The 16,486-nt window shown below is 59.5% G+C and carries 16 protein-coding genes; 11 read left to right on the forward strand and 5 right to left on the reverse strand.

What is annotated here, in order from left to right:
* The first annotated feature begins 38 nt into the window (after nucleotides 1-38).
* From ABIA48_RS21990 to ABIA48_RS22020, 7 genes are read left to right on the forward strand one after another with little or no spacing between them, the layout of a single operon-like run.
* The gene (locus ABIA48_RS21990; protein WP_429491297.1) at nucleotides 39-1,376 is read left to right on the forward strand and encodes a TadE/TadG family type IV pilus assembly protein; all 1,338 of its coding nucleotides are present in this window, start codon (nucleotides 39-41) and stop codon (nucleotides 1,374-1,376) included.
* Nucleotides 1,377-1,384: 8 nt separating this feature from the next.
* Complete coding sequence (locus ABIA48_RS21995) at nucleotides 1,385-1,864, forward strand: TadE/TadG family type IV pilus assembly protein (RefSeq protein ID WP_429491299.1); 480 nt, start codon at nucleotides 1,385-1,387, stop codon at nucleotides 1,862-1,864.
* Entirely contained in the window at nucleotides 1,864-2,358 is a 495-nt protein-coding gene (locus tag ABIA48_RS22000; RefSeq protein ID WP_429491300.1) for a TadE/TadG family type IV pilus assembly protein, read from the forward strand. Before ABIA48_RS21995 ends, ABIA48_RS22000 begins: the two co-directional genes overlap by 1 nt.
* A complete protein-coding gene (locus ABIA48_RS22005) occupies nucleotides 2,352-3,572 on the forward strand; it encodes an AAA family ATPase (RefSeq protein WP_429491302.1) in 1,221 nt (406 codons plus the stop codon). The genes ABIA48_RS22000 and ABIA48_RS22005 overlap by 7 nt, the downstream gene beginning before the upstream one ends.
* A 3-nt stretch (nucleotides 3,573-3,575) precedes the next feature.
* Nucleotides 3,576-5,018, forward strand: coding sequence for a CpaF family protein (locus tag ABIA48_RS22010; RefSeq protein ID WP_429491304.1), 1,443 nt, complete (start codon nucleotides 3,576-3,578; stop codon nucleotides 5,016-5,018).
* Nucleotides 5,015-6,001: a type II secretion system F family protein gene (locus tag ABIA48_RS22015; RefSeq protein ID WP_429491306.1), complete on the forward strand. Its 987-nt coding sequence runs from the start codon at nucleotides 5,015-5,017 to the stop codon at nucleotides 5,999-6,001. The genes ABIA48_RS22010 and ABIA48_RS22015 overlap by 4 nt, the downstream gene beginning before the upstream one ends.
* Nucleotides 6,002-6,030: 29 nt before the next feature.
* Nucleotides 6,031-6,996 carry a type II secretion system F family protein gene (locus ABIA48_RS22020; protein WP_429491308.1) on the forward strand — a complete coding sequence of 322 codons (966 nt, stop codon included), beginning with the start codon at nucleotides 6,031-6,033 and terminating at the stop codon, nucleotides 6,994-6,996.
* 199 nt (nucleotides 6,997-7,195) lie between these two features.
* Here the strand turns inward: ABIA48_RS22020 and ABIA48_RS22025 are convergent, their stop codons facing one another.
* The 5 genes from ABIA48_RS22025 to ABIA48_RS22045 all read right to left on the reverse strand — a co-directional run bounded on the left by ABIA48_RS22025 (nucleotide 7,196) and on the right by ABIA48_RS22045 (nucleotide 13,068).
* Complete coding sequence (locus ABIA48_RS22025; protein ID WP_429491310.1) at nucleotides 7,196-7,471, reverse strand: DUF3613 domain-containing protein; 276 nt, start codon at nucleotides 7,469-7,471, stop codon at nucleotides 7,196-7,198.
* Nucleotides 7,472-7,489: 18 nt separating this feature from the next.
* On the reverse strand, nucleotides 7,490-8,203 hold the full coding sequence (locus ABIA48_RS22030; protein WP_429491312.1) for a tetratricopeptide repeat protein: 714 nt from the start codon (nucleotides 8,201-8,203) through the stop codon (nucleotides 7,490-7,492).
* A gap of 119 nt (nucleotides 8,204-8,322) precedes the next feature.
* On the reverse strand, nucleotides 8,323-9,546 hold the full coding sequence (locus tag ABIA48_RS22035; RefSeq protein ID WP_429491314.1) for a type II and III secretion system protein family protein: 1,224 nt from the start codon (nucleotides 9,544-9,546) through the stop codon (nucleotides 8,323-8,325).
* A gap of 592 nt (nucleotides 9,547-10,138) precedes the next feature.
* Entirely contained in the window at nucleotides 10,139-10,546 is a 408-nt protein-coding gene (locus tag ABIA48_RS22040; protein ID WP_429491315.1) for a PA2817 family protein, read from the reverse strand.
* Between the two features lie 74 nt (nucleotides 10,547-10,620).
* Complete coding sequence (locus ABIA48_RS22045; protein WP_429491317.1) at nucleotides 10,621-13,068, reverse strand: acyl-CoA dehydrogenase; 2,448 nt, start codon at nucleotides 13,066-13,068, stop codon at nucleotides 10,621-10,623.
* Nucleotides 13,069-13,315: 247 nt separating this feature from the next.
* Between ABIA48_RS22045 and ABIA48_RS22050 the strand changes: the two genes are divergently transcribed.
* From ABIA48_RS22050 to ABIA48_RS22065, 4 genes are all read left to right on the forward strand, one after another.
* Entirely contained in the window at nucleotides 13,316-13,975 is a 660-nt protein-coding gene (locus ABIA48_RS22050; RefSeq protein WP_204934070.1) for a transglutaminase-like domain-containing protein, read from the forward strand.
* Nucleotides 13,976-14,018: 43 nt separating this feature from the next.
* On the forward strand, nucleotides 14,019-14,642 hold the full coding sequence (locus tag ABIA48_RS22055; RefSeq protein ID WP_429491320.1) for a glutathione S-transferase family protein: 624 nt from the start codon (nucleotides 14,019-14,021) through the stop codon (nucleotides 14,640-14,642).
* A gap of 133 nt (nucleotides 14,643-14,775) precedes the next feature.
* Nucleotides 14,776-15,708, forward strand: coding sequence for an ABC transporter ATP-binding protein (locus tag ABIA48_RS22060; protein WP_007991636.1), 933 nt, complete (start codon nucleotides 14,776-14,778; stop codon nucleotides 15,706-15,708).
* Entirely contained in the window at nucleotides 15,705-16,484 is a 780-nt protein-coding gene (locus tag ABIA48_RS22065) for an ABC transporter permease (protein ID WP_007991638.1), read from the forward strand. The genes ABIA48_RS22060 and ABIA48_RS22065 overlap by 4 nt, the downstream gene beginning before the upstream one ends.
* Nucleotides 16,485-16,486: the final 2 nt, after the last annotated feature.

Raw genomic sequence — 16,486 nt, forward strand, 5'->3', positions numbered from 1 at the left:
GCAGCCGATCCGGATCGATATCGGCAATCGAGGGCTTGATGATGAATCTTCGTATTCAGCGGCCGTTCACTTCGACGCCAAGGCGCCAGGAAGGATCGGTGAGTGTATTGATGGTGATCGCGTTGGCGGCGATGGCCATGATGGCGGCGTTGGCTCTGGACGGCGGGCATATGATGCTGAACAAAACGCGCCTGCAGAATGCGGTGGACGCCGCCGCCTTGAGTGGCGCCAAGACCCTGAGTCAAGTGGAGGGTGGCGTCAACAGTGCCAGCGCGACGCGTACCGCCGCGCTCAATACGCTGACACAGAATGCCAATGCCACGGGCAACAACGAATTGGCCACGGCGGTCGGCGGCAACGCCGGTGCATTTGCAGTGGTGGAGCTGGCAAGCAGCGTCTATGGCCCTTTCTCCTATCCCGGGCCAGCGGATGCCAAGTACGTTCGGGTATCGGTACCGAGCTATAACCTGACGGGATTTTTCTGGAACTTCGCCCAGACATTCGGCCCTGGCGGCCTGGGAGCCAAAGCGGTGGCAGCGATCGCCACCGCTGGCCCCAGCCCTACCAACCCCTGCGATCTCTCACCTTTGATGGTCTGTGGCGACCCGACTCAATACAACCCGGGCACGGGCATGTTCTGGGGCTTCCAGTTTGGTGATTTGCAGGTATTGAAGACGGCTTCCGGCAGTTCGTCGCCCATTGGTCCAGGCAACTTTCAGTTGCTCGATTTTGGCTCGGGCGGCAGTCAGGTCAGGGAGGATCTGGCCGGAGGCGGCAGGGTCTGTCGCGATGTTGGGGACAATGTCCAGACCGCTCCTGGCAACACGGCCGGCCCTACCTCTCAAGGGCTGAATACACGCTTCGGCATCTACAGCGGCGGCCAGATCAGTGCCTCGGCCTATCCACCGGATCTGGTGACCACATCCAGTAACCCCGCAATCACTGACAACGGCACAGGCCCGAAGTACCAGGGGCAAGCCGTTACCTCGGACAACGGCAATCTCACGGCGGGCGGCAATGCGATATTTGACTACAACGACTGGCGTGCAAGCGTTGCCGCGTGTGTGGCAGGGTCCGGCAGTGGCTGTCAGGGCAATGGGGTGTTCGAGCGCCGGATGCTGAAAGTCGTGGTGGGCAACTGCACCGGCAAACAGGGTGGTTCAACCTCGATCCCCGTTCTCGGTTTTGGTTGCTATTTCGTTGTGCAGCCCGTGAGTGGTGGCGGCGGCGACTCGCAGATCTTCGGCCAGTTCGTGAAGGAGTGCGAAGGCGACAACGTGGCCGGCCCCTCTCCATCAACCTCTACTGGGCCGCAGATCATTCAGCTCTACAAAACCTATCTCAACGGCAGCGGCACTCCGAGCACTGACTCGTAGGAGGCGTCATGAGACTTCACGGATTTAAACACCGGCAGCGCCAGCAAGGCCTGGCCATGGTGGAATTCACCCTGGTCCTGCCGGTGTTGCTGCTGCTGTTGCTGGCCTTCGGTGAGTTCGGCCGCATGCTCTATCAGTACAACGTCCTGCTACAGGCCAGCCGCGATGCCGACCGTTTTGTCGCCAGCCAGGCCTGGAACTCGACGCTGGGTATGATCACCCTGAGCGATACGCTACTGACCCAGACGCAAAACGTGGCGGTGTATGGCGTGCCGGCCAACACTGGGACTGCTGTGGTGTCAGGGCTGACGACTGGCAACGTGGTCGTTGCCGCAGTGGGCACTGACCATGTGCGGGTCACCATCACTTACACGTTCTGCCCGGTGATTGGTGCTGGCAATTGCACCGGATCGCTTCCCGGTTTTTTTGGTAATCCGATTGCACTGAGCATTCCGCTGGTCGCCACTACCGTGATGAGGGCCCTGTGATGAACAGAAAACACATGCGCGGCACCTATACGGTGGAGTTCGCCTTCATTGGTCTGCTGATGTTCACGTTGTTGTTCGGCGTGTTGGAAATGGGCCGCCTGTACTTCACGGTCAATGCGCTGGATGAAGCCGTACGCCGTGGTACGCGCCTGGCGGCGGTGTGCAATATCAGCGATCCGGTGGTGTTGCGGCGAGCGATCTTCAATGCCGCGAGCGATGCAGGTAATAGCCAACTGATCGGCGATCTGGCCACCACCAATCTGACGCTGACCTATCTGGACGTGAACGGTGCGCTGGTGGCCAACCCCGCTGACCTGGTCAGCGTCAATGGTTTTCGTGCCATCCGCTATGTCCGGTTGAGTCTGCAGAACTTCGTTTTCAATTTGTTCATTCCCGGGATCGGCGTGCCCATTACCCTGCCTACATTCAGGGCAACGTTGCCACGCGAAAGCCTCGGGCGTCATTCCGATTCCGGGGAGATCACGCCATGCTGAATACCAGGGACACTCCACTCTCCAGTTCGACCGGCAAAGCCGGGCTCAGGTTGCTGATCAGCAGCCGTGATGCCACGTCGTTGCGCGACCTGCAGAGCGTCTGCCAACGCATGCCCTGCCTGGAGGTGAGCACTCGCCTGGTGAGCAACGGGCATGTCGACCCGCTCTACGGTCTGGACCGGATGCCCGATCTGTTGCTGTTGCGCGTCAGCCACCTGTGGCGTGAGGAGCTGGCGGCACTGTTGCAACGCCCGGCCCATGAGCGTCCGCCGATGTTGGTGTGCGGACTGTTGAGCGAACAGGAAGGCATGCGCCTGGCGATGCAGGCCGGTGCCCGTGACGTGTTGCCGGAGCCCGTCGCCGAGACAGAACTGGTCGCCGCCTTGAATCGCCTGGTCATGGAGGTCCGGAGCGGCAGCGGGACAGTCGGGAAATTGATCGCCGTGATCAGCGCCAAGGGCGGTTCCGGCGGAACCTTGCTGGCCTGCAACCTGGCTCAGCAGCTCAGCATGAAGGGAGGCAGTACCCTGTTGCTGGATATGGACCTGCAATTTGGCAGCGTGACGCATTATCTGGATGTGGCGCTGACGCACAGCCATCTGGAAGTGTTGCATCAGGTCGACGGCATGGACAGCGTCGCGTTACGCGGTTTTTGCAGCCACTTCAGCCCGACCTTGCATGTGCTGGGTGGCCGGGCCGGTGAGCTGTGTCTGTCGCAGGATGCCCAACCCGAGCAACTTGATACCCTGTTGCAGTTGGCTCGCGGCAGCTACGACTGGATAGTGGTCGATCTGCCGCGGCAAATCGACCACCTCACCGGCTCCGTGCTGGAACAGGTGGACCGGGTGTACGTGGTGCTGCAGCAGAGTGTCGGCCATCTGCGGGATGCCAGCTCCCTGGTGCGGATTCTTCGCGAAGACCTGGGCGTGCGTGGGGATCAATTGCAGATAGTGGTCAACCGTTATGACAAGGCAGCAGCGATCAGCCTCAAAGATATCGGCGAGGCGTTGCGCTGCACGAATCTGTCGAAATTACCCAACGACTTTAACCTGGTCAGCCAGAGTCAGAACACTGGCGTGCCGTTGGGTCTGCATGCACCGAGGGCGGCAATCACCGCTGCGCTGGGCAACATGGCCGAGGACTTGGCCGGCAAGCAGATGACTGGAAACAAAGGCTTGTTCAAACGCGCCTTCAACCGTTTTTTCGGGGGATGACTCATGATCAGCGACTTTCGTAACCGCTTGCGCAAACAGGCCGGTAAACCCGCCTCGACACCGGCTGACCAACCGGGTGATGACCCGCTGGATCCGGCAGAGGAAATAATGGCGTGGGAGCGTGCAACGCCGGACGTTCTTTACGAAACCAAAAGTCAGGTCACCCCGGTGGAAGCCGAGTGGCGAGAAAGGATCTACCAGCAGTTGCTCAAGGTCATGGACCTGTCCTTGCTGGATTCCCTTGAACAGGCTGAGGCCACGCGGCAGATTCGCGATATTTGCCAGCGCCTGCTCGATGAGCATTCGGCACCGGTGAGTACGTCCAGCCGCCAGTTGATCATCAAGCAGATCACCGACGAGGTGCTCGGCCTTGGCCCTCTGGAACCGTTGCTGGCTGACCACAGCGTGTCCGACATTCTGGTCAACGGCCATGCCTCGGTCTATGTCGAGCGCTTCGGCAAACTGCAACGCACCGATGTGCGCTTTCGCGACGATCAGCATTTGCTCAACATCATCGACCGCATCGTCTCCAGCCTGGGGCGGCGTATCGACGAGTCCTCGCCGTTGGTGGACGCCCGGCTCAAGGACGGTTCGCGGGTCAACGCGATTATCCCGCCGCTGGCCATCGACGGCCCGAGCGTATCGATCCGGCGCTTTGCGGTGGACCTGCTCAATACCGACAGCCTGATCCAGGTGGGGACGTTGACCCCGGCCATTGCCCTTTTGCTCAAGGCGATTGTCCGCGGGCGCTTGAACGTGCTGATTTCCGGCGGTACCGGCAGTGGCAAGACCACCATGCTCAATGTCCTGTCCAGTTTCATTCCGCATAACGAGCGGATCGTCACCATCGAGGACTCGGCCGAACTGCAACTGCAGCAACCCCACGTGGTGCGTCTGGAAACCCGGCCTTCGAACATTGAGGGACGTGGCGAGGTGAGCCAAAGGGAATTGGTGCGCAACAGCCTGCGGATGCGGCCGGACCGCATCGTGATCGGCGAAGTGCGTGGCGTCGAGGCACTGGACATGCTGACCGCGATGAACACCGGTCACGATGGCTCGCTGACCACGATCCACGCTAACACCGCGCGCGATGCGTTAGGGCGGGTCGAGAACATGGTGTCGATGACCGGGGCGACCTTCCCGATCAAGGCCATGCGTCAGCAGATCGCTTCGGCCATCGATGTGGTGATCCAGCTGGAGCGTCAGGAGGATGGCAAGCGCCGCCTGGTCAGTGTGCAGGAAATCAACGGCATGGAGGGTGAGATCATCACCATGACCGAAATCTTCTCCTTCGCGCGCCATGGCATGGGCGAAAACGGCGAAGTGCTGGGTGATTATCGGCCCAGCGGCATGATCCCCGCTTTCCGCGATGTGCTGGCCAAGCGCGGCATCGAGTTGCCGCTGACAATGTTCAGGCCTGAATGGATGGAGGCGCGGCAGCCATGAACCAGGTTCCCGGTGAATTCATTCTGATGTTCCTCGGCATGGTGTTTATTGCCGTGTTCCTCCTGTCCCAGGGGGTGGCGGTGCCGGTGTTCGGCGAGGCCGGCAAGATGCGCAAGCGCATCCGTGGCCGCCTGCATGTACTGGAGAAAGCTAATAATTTGCCCAACATGCAAACGGTATTGAGGCAGAAGTACCTGACGCGTTTATCGCCACTGGAGGCCAGGCTGGAGCAACTGCCCTTCATGGAAGCATTGACGCAAATGATTGAGCAGTCCGGGCACGAATACCGGGCCTATCGGGTATTGCTGCTCGGCCTGGTGCTGGGTGTCTGGGCGGGTATCTTGATCTGGATGGTCTCGCCAGTCTGGTGGATGGCGCTGGTGGTGGGTTTCGCGGCCTTCTGGTTCCCAGTACTGAAAATCTCTCGCGACCGTGGCAAGCGTTTCGCTGCGTTCGAGGAAGGCCTGCCAGACGCGCTGGATGCCATGTGCCGCGCTCTGCGCGCCGGGCACCCATTCAACGAAACCCTGCGCCTGGTGGCCGAGGAGCACAAGGGGCCGGTGGCTCAGGAGTTCGGCCTGACCTTCGCTGATATCAACTATGGCAACGATGTGCGCCGGGCCATGCTCGGCCTGCTGGAGAGGATGCCCAGCATGACGGTGATGATGCTGGTGACCTCGATCCTTATTCATCGCGAGACCGGCGGTAATCTGACCGAGGTGCTGGAGCGTCTGAGTAGCCTGATTCGCGGGCGTTTCCGTTTCCAGCGCAAGATTAAAACCTTGTCGGCTGAAGGACGTATATCGGCTTGGGTGCTGGTGGCCATTCCCTTCGTGTTGGCTGCGGCGATCCTGATCACAACCCCCAGTTACTTGCCTGTGTTGATCAATGATCCCACAGGTCAAAAGCTGATTATCGGGGCTTTCGGCGCCATGTTGCTGGGGATTCTCTGGATCCGCAAAATCATCCGGATTCAGGTTTGAGTGGTATTCGATTCGCGGAGGTGCAGGTCATGGACTATTTGCTCGGGTTGTTCAGTCAGGTAGTGGGCAATGCGCAGCTGGCGCGTTTGTTGTTCGTCGGTGCTATCGGATTGAGTGCGGTGCTCGCGGTCATCACCGTGATGTTGCTGGTGTTTGGGCTGCAGGATCCGGTACAGCGTCGTCTGGCGCTTATCAAGCGTGGTCATTCAGGGAGTACCGCCGGGCAGGACTTGCCGGGTAATCTGCAATTATTGCTGGAGCGCGTCGGTCAACGCTTTGGCTCGGCTGAGTCGGCTAAAACGTCTGCCACCCAAACCCTGTTGATGCACGCCGGTTACCGCTCGCCCACGGCGGTACAGATGTACTGGGCGGTGCGCCTGCTGCTGCCACTGATTTCGGTTGGCCTTGCGCTGTTGTTGTTGCCGATGTTTTCCGGGCTTTCTCTGAATATGGGGTTGTTGGTGGTGTCAATGACTGCTGGTGCCGGGTGGTTGCTGCCCGCGATGTATGTCGATAAGCGCAAGCAGATCAGGCAGGGCAACCTGCGTGCCGCCTTCCCGGATGCCCTGGACCTGATGGTAGTGTGCGTGGAGTCGGGTCTGGCATTGCCGCAGACCATTGAGCGGGTGGCAGAGGAAATGTCGGTCAGCCAGGTTGAACTGGCTGAGGAACTGGCGCTGGTCAACTCGCAAATCCGCGCCGGCATTCCCAGTACCGAAGCACTCAAACAACTGGCTGTGCGCACCGGCCTGGAAGATGTGCAAGGGCTGGTTAGCCTGTTGGCGCAAAGTATCCGCTTCGGCACCAGCGTGGCGGACACCCTGCGTATCTATGCCGATGAATTTCGTGACCGGCGTACGCAAGCCGCCGAAGAGATGGGGGCGAAAGTCGGTACCAAGCTGGTATTTCCGCTGATTTTCTGCCTGTGGCCGAGCTTCTTTCTGGTAGCCATCGGTCCCCCCCTGATCGGGGTACTCAGAGCATTCGGTAAGTGAGCAGGAATGGTTTACTGTAGAACTGGATGGCTGTACTGCATAAGAGCGGGGTGGAGCTGGCGTACGGAGTGCATTCACTCCAATCGCTTGCTCCACTTTGTAGTATCTGGACTGTATTTTCCTGTGCACGACATCAAGCCCGGCTTTGCAGCCAGGCCACTGCGGACTACGTCAGAGGTTGATCATCCATCTACCGGCCTCAGTTACCGTTGCCGATGGTCATTTGTCCCGCTGTATCCTGGTCATAAAATTCCGGAATCGGGAAGTTGAAGCTGTTCAGCCAGCGCTGCATGGCCAGGTCACGTTCGGTGGCCGAAGCGGTTTGCAGGTGAGGGGAGGCAACCACACCGCGAATCTGCAGCTGCAACCACTGTTCGGTGCCTTGTTGATACGGCGAAGAGGGGCCTGGCTCAATGGCCCAGGCAGTGGTGGACAGGCAAGCCGTGCACAGGATCAACAGCCGTTTGGTATTCATCTCGACTCCTCGTACGTTTTACTTGCTCGCACTGGTAGAGGCATCGGCTACCTCAGCCTTGCGATTACCATCGGCAGCCACCACTTTTTTGGCGGAGGCCTTGAGTTTTTCCGCGCGGGTTTGAGCCTCTACGACTTGCTTGGGGCTCAAGTCGGCGCGGGTCACGAGTTCGGCGGCCGATTTCCAGTTATCCTGATAGATCAGCAGCGTCACCATATTGAGTGCCGCCAGTGTGTTTGCCTGCTTGAGCTCCATGGCGGTCATGAACTCAAAGCGTGCTTCAGGGATCCGGTGCTGATTGAGGTAGACGACCCCCAGGTCGTTGCGCATCCTGTCGTCGGTGGGGGCCATCTGCACCGCACGCTCAAGGTGAGTGGCAGCGCTGGCGTTATCATTTTTGGCGGCGGCCAGTTGGCCCAGGCCAAGTTCCCCTTCAGCCGCCATGCAGGTGCCGAGCAAGCTTTCGTACAAGGGTTGCGCGTCGCCGCTACGCCCCATCAAGCGCAGCACCCGAGCCTTGCGCAGGCGAACCTGGACCAGGCTATCGGGCATTCCTTCCAGATTTGCCAGGCTGGCATACAAACGACCTTCGTCGGCCATGCTGTCGGCCAGGTTCAGGGCCAGTTCTTGCTCCGAATCGGGCTTGGCACAGCTGGCCGGTCGCGAAGACAGGCCATGGCTGGCACAACCGGCGAGCATTAATGTCGCCGCTATTGCAATGACTGCTTTCATTGAAGGTCCTCTGGCTACAACACGTTGAACGCCCGGCCAATGGCAATAAGGTTGGCCCGGCCAGCGTGCAACGTCACCGTTACGAGTGAGGGCGAGACAAGTCCGGTTCAGGCTCTGGTTCATTGCGAAAGCCCGCTGCGACTGTCGAAGTCGCCATTTTCCAGGAAGAACATGCGATAGAAGTTCGGGTCGTAATTGCGCAGCTGTTCGCCAGGCAATGACGGCAGTTGTGCATTGGCCGCCAGTGGCTGGACCAGATGCGGGGTAACGATCATCAGCAGTTCGCGCTCTTCACGATTGATGGTGTTGTCGCGAAAAAACGCGCCCAGAACCGGGATATCGCCCAGCCCAGGAAACTTGTTCACCTGGGAATTGTTGCGGGAGCTGATCAGGCCGCTGATGACGAAGCTTTCGCCGTCGGCCAGGGAGATGCTGGTATCGGTACGGCGCACGGTCAGAGCCGGGACGACCGTGCCGGCGATGCTCACGGCGTTGGTGAAATCCAGTTCGCTGACCTCCGGCGCCACCTTCAGCGCAATACGGTTTTTCCCGACAATGGTCGGCGTCAGGGTCAGGCGGATACCGAACTCCTTGTACTCGATGAACACGTTATCGCTGCCTGAACTGGGCACCGGAATCGGTATTTCACCGCCGGCCAGGAAGCTCGCACTTTGCCCGCTGAGCGCTACCAGGCTTGGCCGCGCCAGGGTGTAGGCGAAACCGCTGCCTTCCAGCGCGTTGAGCGCCACGATGGTATTGCCGGTAGCAAACGTGAGATTGAAGTTGTTGTTATTCACCGGCACCGACGGCGTGACAATGCCGCCGATGGTGGGCAAGGTTCTCGGCGAGCCGAACAGGAAGTTGCCGCGGATGCCGAAAATCGAGGCGGAGGCTTCCTTGAGCTTGGTCCGGCTGACTTCAACGAAGCGGATATCGGTCTGCACCTGGCTCGGCAGCAGCGGGTCGTCGGAAGGCACCGACGGCACGCTGGTCAGCGCCGCTGTGGCTTTACCCTTGACGAACACCATGCTTTGGCGCGGCGTTTTCGAGCAGGCGGTCCAGACCATCAGGCTGGTGGTCCCCGGTGCAAGGCCCGTGAGTATGAACGCGTTGCTGCCGCTGGGTTGCACGTCGGCAATTTTCGGGTCACCCACCGCCAGTTGCGTTACCGCAACGGGGCTGCGCAGTTCACTCTGCAGCCCCTGACCGACCTCGTAGGTTGTCGGCCAATTGTCCAGTTGCGGGCAATTGGCCGGCGCGGCCTGAGCCGCATCCACGCTGAGGCCCATCCAGAACAGGCCATGGATAATTCGCTTGAAAGCGGGCTCGGTACGAAAGCTCATTAAGTACATCCTCACTGGATAGGCCGTCTTTAGGCGGACTGAGTCGTCTCGGATCACTTCACGGGGACCGGGTTATCCCCCCAATGCGCCAGACCACTTATCCAGGGCCTTGGCATTATTCCTTGCGTGCTACACACGAGCGGGCGCCATTCGCGGACCGGGCTGGACAGCGAGCGACCTCTGCAAAAACGGTTTTGAGTGATCCGCATACCTGGACTGCCCGCCAGCGCGAGACTTGCGCCTATGGGGCGACCTGGTTCCCCCCGCAAAGTAGTCGGCAATGAAGGTACAGAGCCGGAAAACGCCTGCCAGGACCATGGTGAGGTAACTCCTTTTGCCAATTCGCTGACTGATCACTGAAGCTGACGTGGAAAATCAAGCCGTCATGACTTCTTATTGTTTGAAGGTAGTTCAATCAAACCAAAGTGCCATGAATTTAAAGAAAAGCATTGGTGCAAAGGCTGGAGATAGGCGGGTGGGCAGGGTCGCAGCGCAGTGGGCTTGCCTGATGTTGACGGGGTGCGCTGAAGGCAATAAACAAAAAAGGCCCGCATGCTCAAGCATGCGGGCCTTTGGCTTCACTGATTGACGATCAGTGCTTGCTGTCCTGGTTCGACAACGCCAGCAGCTGTTTTTCCTGGTTCCAGTCGAAAGGTTCGTCGTTCTGTTCGGCTTCGAAGCGGCGTTCTTCCAGTGCCTGATACAGGTCGATTTCTTCATCGGACAAGTAGTGCAGGCAATCACCGGCGAAATACCACAGCAGATCCCGTGGAATCAGGTGGGCGATTTGCGGATAGCGAGTGATGACCTGGCACAGAATGTCCTGGCCCAGGTATTGGCTTTCGATCGGATCGATCGGCAGTGACGCCAGCAATTCGTCGAAGCGCTCAAGGAACAAGGCATGGCTTTCTTCGGGAACCTGCTCGGCCTCACCTACGGCGACCAGGATGCTGCGCAGGTGGTCGAGTAAAACGAGATGATCGGCAACGATGTTGGACACGAGATAAGTCCTCAAGAGCAAAACGGGCGCGGGAGTATAAAGCGCCCGCGCCCGTTTTTACATGTTTGAAGGGATCAGCGGACTTTTCCCTTGGCCAGCGCCAAAGCCTTTTGGTCAAAGTCATCGACGTCGATCACCTTGCGCCGGGCCGCTTCGGCTTCACGCAGGGTTTGGGCTTCCATCGGCTGCAACACGCCAGCCTCGAGGGCGGCATCGATCACCGACTCGCCGGCCAGCGGTTTGACCTGACCACTCTTGAGTGCCACATGCAGCTTTTTCTGCAATGGCTGTGCGGCGCTCAACAAGTTGCAGGCGTGTTGCAATGCACCGACCGGGTCGTCGCTCGCTTGTGGGCGATAGCAACCCTGAAGCAATTCCTCCAGGGCCGGGTCGCCCTTGGCGCGGCCAATCAATGCAGCGACTTCGGCACCGAGTTTGTCCGATGGCCCTTTGTGCCGGCGACCGAACGGGAACACGATCACCCGCAACAGGCAGCCGATGACTTTGTTCGGGAAGTTGCTCAACAGTTCATCCATGGCGCGCTCGGCCTGCCCCAGGCTTTCTTCCATGGCCCAGGCCAGCAGTGGCGTCATGTACTGCGGTGAGTCGAGATCGTGGTAGCGCTTGAGTGCGGCCGAGGCCAGGTAGAGGTTGCTCAGCACATCACCCAGCCGTGCGGACAGACGTTCCCGGCGCTTCAGTTCACCACCCAGCAGCATCATGCTGAGGTCGGCGAGCAGGGCGAAAGCCGCGGCCTGACGATTGAGTGCGCGGAAGTAACCCTGGCTGAGTTTGTCGCCCGGGGTGTGTTCCAGGTGCCCGAAACCGAGATTCAACACCAGCGTACTGGCGGCGTTACTCACGGCAAAGCCGATGTGCTTGAGCAGCAGGTCATCGAATTCTCTGAGTGCCTGATCCTTGTCTTCACGACTGGCCAGGGCCATTTCCTTGAGGATGAAGGGATGGCAGCGAATCGCGCCCTGGCCGAAGATCATCAGGTTGCGCGAGAGAATGTTCGCACCTTCCACGGTGATGAAGATCGGCGCGCAGTTCCATTTGCGACCCAGGTAATTGTTCGGCCCCTGGATGATTGCCTTGCCGCCGTGCACGTCCATCGCATCGCTTATGCAGTCGCGGCCGCGTTCGGTGAGGTGGTACTTGAGAATCGCCGACAGCACTGACGGTTTCTCGCCCAGGTCGACCGCATTGGCAGTCAGCATGCGGGCGGCGTCCATCATCCAGGTGTTGCCGCCAATGCGCGCCATGGCCTCCTGAATGCCTTCGAAAGCGGCAATCGGCACATTGAACTGCTCGCGAACCTGAGCGTATTGGCCCGTCACCAGGCTGGTGAACTTGGCCATGCCGGTACCCACCGCCGGCAGGGAAATCGAACGCCCGACCGAGAGGCAATTCATCAGCATCATCCAGCCTTTGCCGAGCATTTCCTGGCCGCCAATGAGGAATTCCAGCGGGACGAACACATCCTTGCCGGCGTTCGGGCCGTTCATGAATGCAGCGCCTAACGGCAGGTGGCGGCGACCGATCTCGACGCCTGCGGTGTCGGTCGGAATCAACGCCAGGCTGATGCCCAGGTCTTCCTTGTCGCCCAGCAGGTGATCCGGGTCGTAAGCCTTGAACGCCAGGCCGAGGAGGGTGGCCACCGGGCCGAGGGTGATGTAGCGCTTTTCCCAGTTCAGGCGCAGGCCGAGGACTTCCTGGCCCTGCCATTCACCTTTGCAGATCACTCCGGAGTCCGGCATGCCGCCAGCGTCGGAACCGGCCAGCGGACCGGTAAGGGCAAAGCACGGGATGTCGTCGCCGCGCGCCAGGCGTGGCAGGTAATGATTGCGTTGCTCATCGGTGCCGTAATGCAGCAACAGTTCGGCTGGGCCCAGGGAGTTGGGGACCATCACGGTCGTTGCGAGGTCGCCGCTGTGGCTCGCCAGTTTCATCGCCACTTGCGAGTGGGCATAGGCGGAGAAACCCTTGCCGCCAAACTCCTTGGGGATGATCAGGGCGAAAAAACCGTTGTCCTTGATGAATGTCCAGGCTTCGGGCGGCAGGTCCATGGATTGACCGAGCTGCCATTCACTGACCATGGTGCAGAGTGTTTCGGTCGGCCCGTCGATGAAAGCCTGTTCTTCTTCATTCAATTGTGCTTTGGGGTAGGACAGCAGTTTGCTCCAGTCCGGACGGCCACTGAACAGTTCGCCGTCCCACCAGACCGTGCCGGCGTCGATGGCATCGCGTTCGGTTTGCGACATCGGCGGCAGGGTTTTCTGGAACCAGTTGAACATCGGCGCGCTGAGCAATTTGCGGCGCAGGTCGGGCAGCAGCAAGGGCGCGGCGACGGCGGCGATCAATATCCAGCAAACCAGCAGCAACCAGCCCGGCGCACGGCTGAAAGCGCCCATTGCCACGACATAGACAGCCACGATGGTCAGGGCGGGCAGCGGGGCGATGCGGCGGTGGGCCAAATAAGCAATCCCGACCAGCAGAACCAGTATCCACAACAGCAGCATATTCATTCCTCCGTGAAACCAGGGCGAACCAGCCCACAAAGCTTAGACGGCATCCGCAAAACGGACAGGTCAGAGCGATGTGATTGGATTCGTAGGAACCCCCCGATGATTTTCGTGCGACAGATGGGTCGCACACGTGGGAAACGTTCATTGAGCAAGCGGCAAAGCGCCCATGTTTGGCCGAAATGTCGTTATCTCTGTGCTGAAGCTCTCGCTAGACTCGGGGCTTCCCCAGGAGATTATTCTCATGCACGAGTATCTGCGTCCCGGCCGCTTCATCGATAGTGACCATCCGTCCGTGGTGGAGTTCGCCGAAAAACACCGTGGCGCCAGCCGCGATCCGCTCGAGCAGGCGATCAGTCTCTATTACGCGGTGCGCGAGGCGGTGCGCTACAACCCGTACACGTTCAGTCGCGATCCACAGACTCTGCGCGGCAGTCATGCACTGGCGACCGGGGAGAGTTACTGCGTGCCCAAGGCCACGCTACTGGCAGGTGCAGCGCGGCATTGCGGGATTCCCGCGCGGATCGGCCTGGCGGATGTACGCAATCATTTGTCGACGCCACGGCTGCTTGAATTGCTCAAGAGCGACATGTTCGCCATGCATGGCTACACCGAATTTTATTTGCAGGATCGCTGGGTCAAGGCGACGCCAGCGTTCAACCGCAAACTCTGCGATCTGTTCAATGTGGCGCCGCTGGAATTCGACGGGATCAACGACAGCGTTTTTCATCCTTTCAACCGCGATGGCGCGAAGCTGATGGAGTACCTGGTTGATCACGGCCAGTTCGCCGACGTACCTGAAGCGTTCTTTTTCGAACACTTGGAAAAATGCTATCCGCACCTGTTTGGTGTGCAGCAGCAACCGCTGTCGGGTGACATGCAGAGCGATTTGAGTCGCGCCTGATCCGGCGTATGCTGCCTGCCCACTTACTGAAAAAGAGGCGGTCATGCTGAAGATCTGGGGTCGGAAAAACTCGTCGAATGTCAGAAAACCATTGTGGGCCGCCGAAGAGCTGGGGCTGGCCTACGAGGCTATCGATGCCGGTGGCGCCTTTGGTGTCGTCGATACGCCCGAGTACCGCGCCATGAATCCCAATGGTCGCGTGCCTGTCATTGAAGACGACGGTTTCGTGCTGTGGGAATCCAACGCCATCGTGCGTTACCTCATGGCCTTGCATGCTGACGGCACGGCCTGGTACCCAAAAAATCTAAAGGCCCGCGCCACTGCCGATAAGTGGATGGATTGGACCACCTCAAGCTTTGCCGGCCCGTTCCGCACCGTATTCTGGGGCGTGCTGCGTACCCCGGCAGACCAGCAGGACTGGCCCGCCATCAAGGCGGCGATCAAGGAATGCGACACGCTGCTGGCGATGGCCGATCAGGCTCTGGCAAGCAAACCCTACCTGTCGGGAGACGAGATCGGCATGGGCGATATTCCCCTGGGCAGTTTTATTTATGCCTGGTTCGAGATGCCGATCGAACGCGCGCCCCAGCCTCATCTGGAGGCCTGGTACACACGATTGAAACAGCGTCCGGCGTACCGCAAAGCCGTCATGACCGCGTTGACTTAATACTCACTATCGACACGCTTGACTGTACTTGTGTGGCGGCGACAAGCACCATTGCGCTGATGCGACGTGGTTGCAATGCGCGCCGCCCGCCCTTACCTGACCCTTTTTTCCCATCTTGGTGCGTAAATCAGATATGAGTTCCGCTCTGTCCATCCGGCAGCTAACCAAAACCTACGGCAACGGTTTCCAGGCCCTGAACGGTATCGATCTGGATGTCGCCGAAGGTGACTTTTTCGCCTTGCTCGGCCCGAACGGCGCCGGCAAATCCACGACCATCGGCATTCTCTCGACCCTGGTGAACAAGACCAGCGGCACGGTGAATATCTTCGGTCACGACCTGGACAAGAATCCTGCACAGCTCAAACGCTCCATCGGCGTGGTGCCTCAGGAATTCAACTTCAACCAGTTCGAAAAGACCTTCGACATCGTCGTGACCCAGGCCGGTTACTACGGCATCCCGGCGAAAATCGCCAAGGAACGTGCCGAGCAGTACCTGACCCAACTCGGCCTGTGGGACAAGAAGGATGTGCCGTCGCGTTCGTTGTCCGGCGGCATGAAGCGGCGCCTGATGATCGCCCGCGCGCTGGTTCATGAGCCGCGCCTGCTGATCCTCGATGAACCGACTGCCGGGGTGGACATCGAGCTGCGTCGTTCGATGTGGAGCTTCCTCACCGAGTTGAACCAGAAAGGCATCACCATCATCCTCACCACCCACTACCTGGAAGAGGCTGAGCAGTTGTGCCGTAACATCGGCATCATTGACCATGGCACCATCGTCGAGAACACCAGCATGCGTCAGTTGCTCAGCCAACTGCATGTCGAAACCTTCCTGCTTGACCTCAAGGGCGTCCTGCCAGCCGCGCCTCAGTTGCTCGGCTACCCGTCCCGGCTGATCGACAGTCACACCCTGGAAGTCCAGGTGGACAAGTCCATGGGCATCACCGCGCTGTTCACCCAGTTGGCACAGCAGAACATCGAAGTGTTGAGCCTGCGTAACAAAACCAATCGCCTCGAGGAGTTGTTCGTGTCCCTGGTGGAGAAAAATCTGTCGAAGGTGGCGGTATGAGTTCCGAGCTGCGCCCCAACCTCGTTGCCCTCAACACCATCGTTTACCGTGAAGTCCGGCGTTTCACCCGGATCTGGCCGCAGACCTTGCTGCCGCCGGCCATCACCATGGTCCTGTACTTCGTGATCTTCGGTAATCTGATCGGTCGGCAAATAGGCGACATGGGTGGCTTCACTTATATGGAGTACATCGTGCCGGGACTGATCATGATGTCGGTGATCACCAACTCCTACGGCAACGTGGTGTCGAGTTTCTTCGGCAGTAAATTCCAGCGCTCCATTGAAGAACTGATGGTCTCGCCGCTGTCGCCGCACACCATTCTGATCGGCTACACCCTGGGTGGTGTACTGCGCGGGTTGATGGTGGGGATCATCGTGACCCTGCTTTCGCTGTTTTTCACCCATTTGCAGGTGCATCACCTGGGCGTGACCATTCTGGTGGTGGTGCTGACCGCGACGATCTTCTCGTTGCTGGGTTTCATCAACGCGGTGTTTGCGCGCAATTTCGATGACATCTCGATCATCCCGACCTTCGTGCTGACGCCACTGACCTACCTGGGCGGGGTGTTCTATTCGATCACTTTGCTGCCGCCGTTCTGGCAGACCGTATCCCTGGCCAACCCGGTGCTGCACATGGTCAACGCATTCCGTTACGGCATCCTCGGCGTATCGGATATCCGTATCAGCGTGGCGATCGCCTTCATGCTGGTCGCGACCGTGGTGCTGTATTTCGGTTGTGCGCGGTTGCTGGTCAGCGGGCGCGGGATGCGTACCTGAGA

It is taken from the genome of Pseudomonas sp. S30_BP2TU TE3576, assembly GCF_050436025.1.
Classification (GTDB): Bacteria; Pseudomonadota; Gammaproteobacteria; order Pseudomonadales; family Pseudomonadaceae; genus Aquipseudomonas.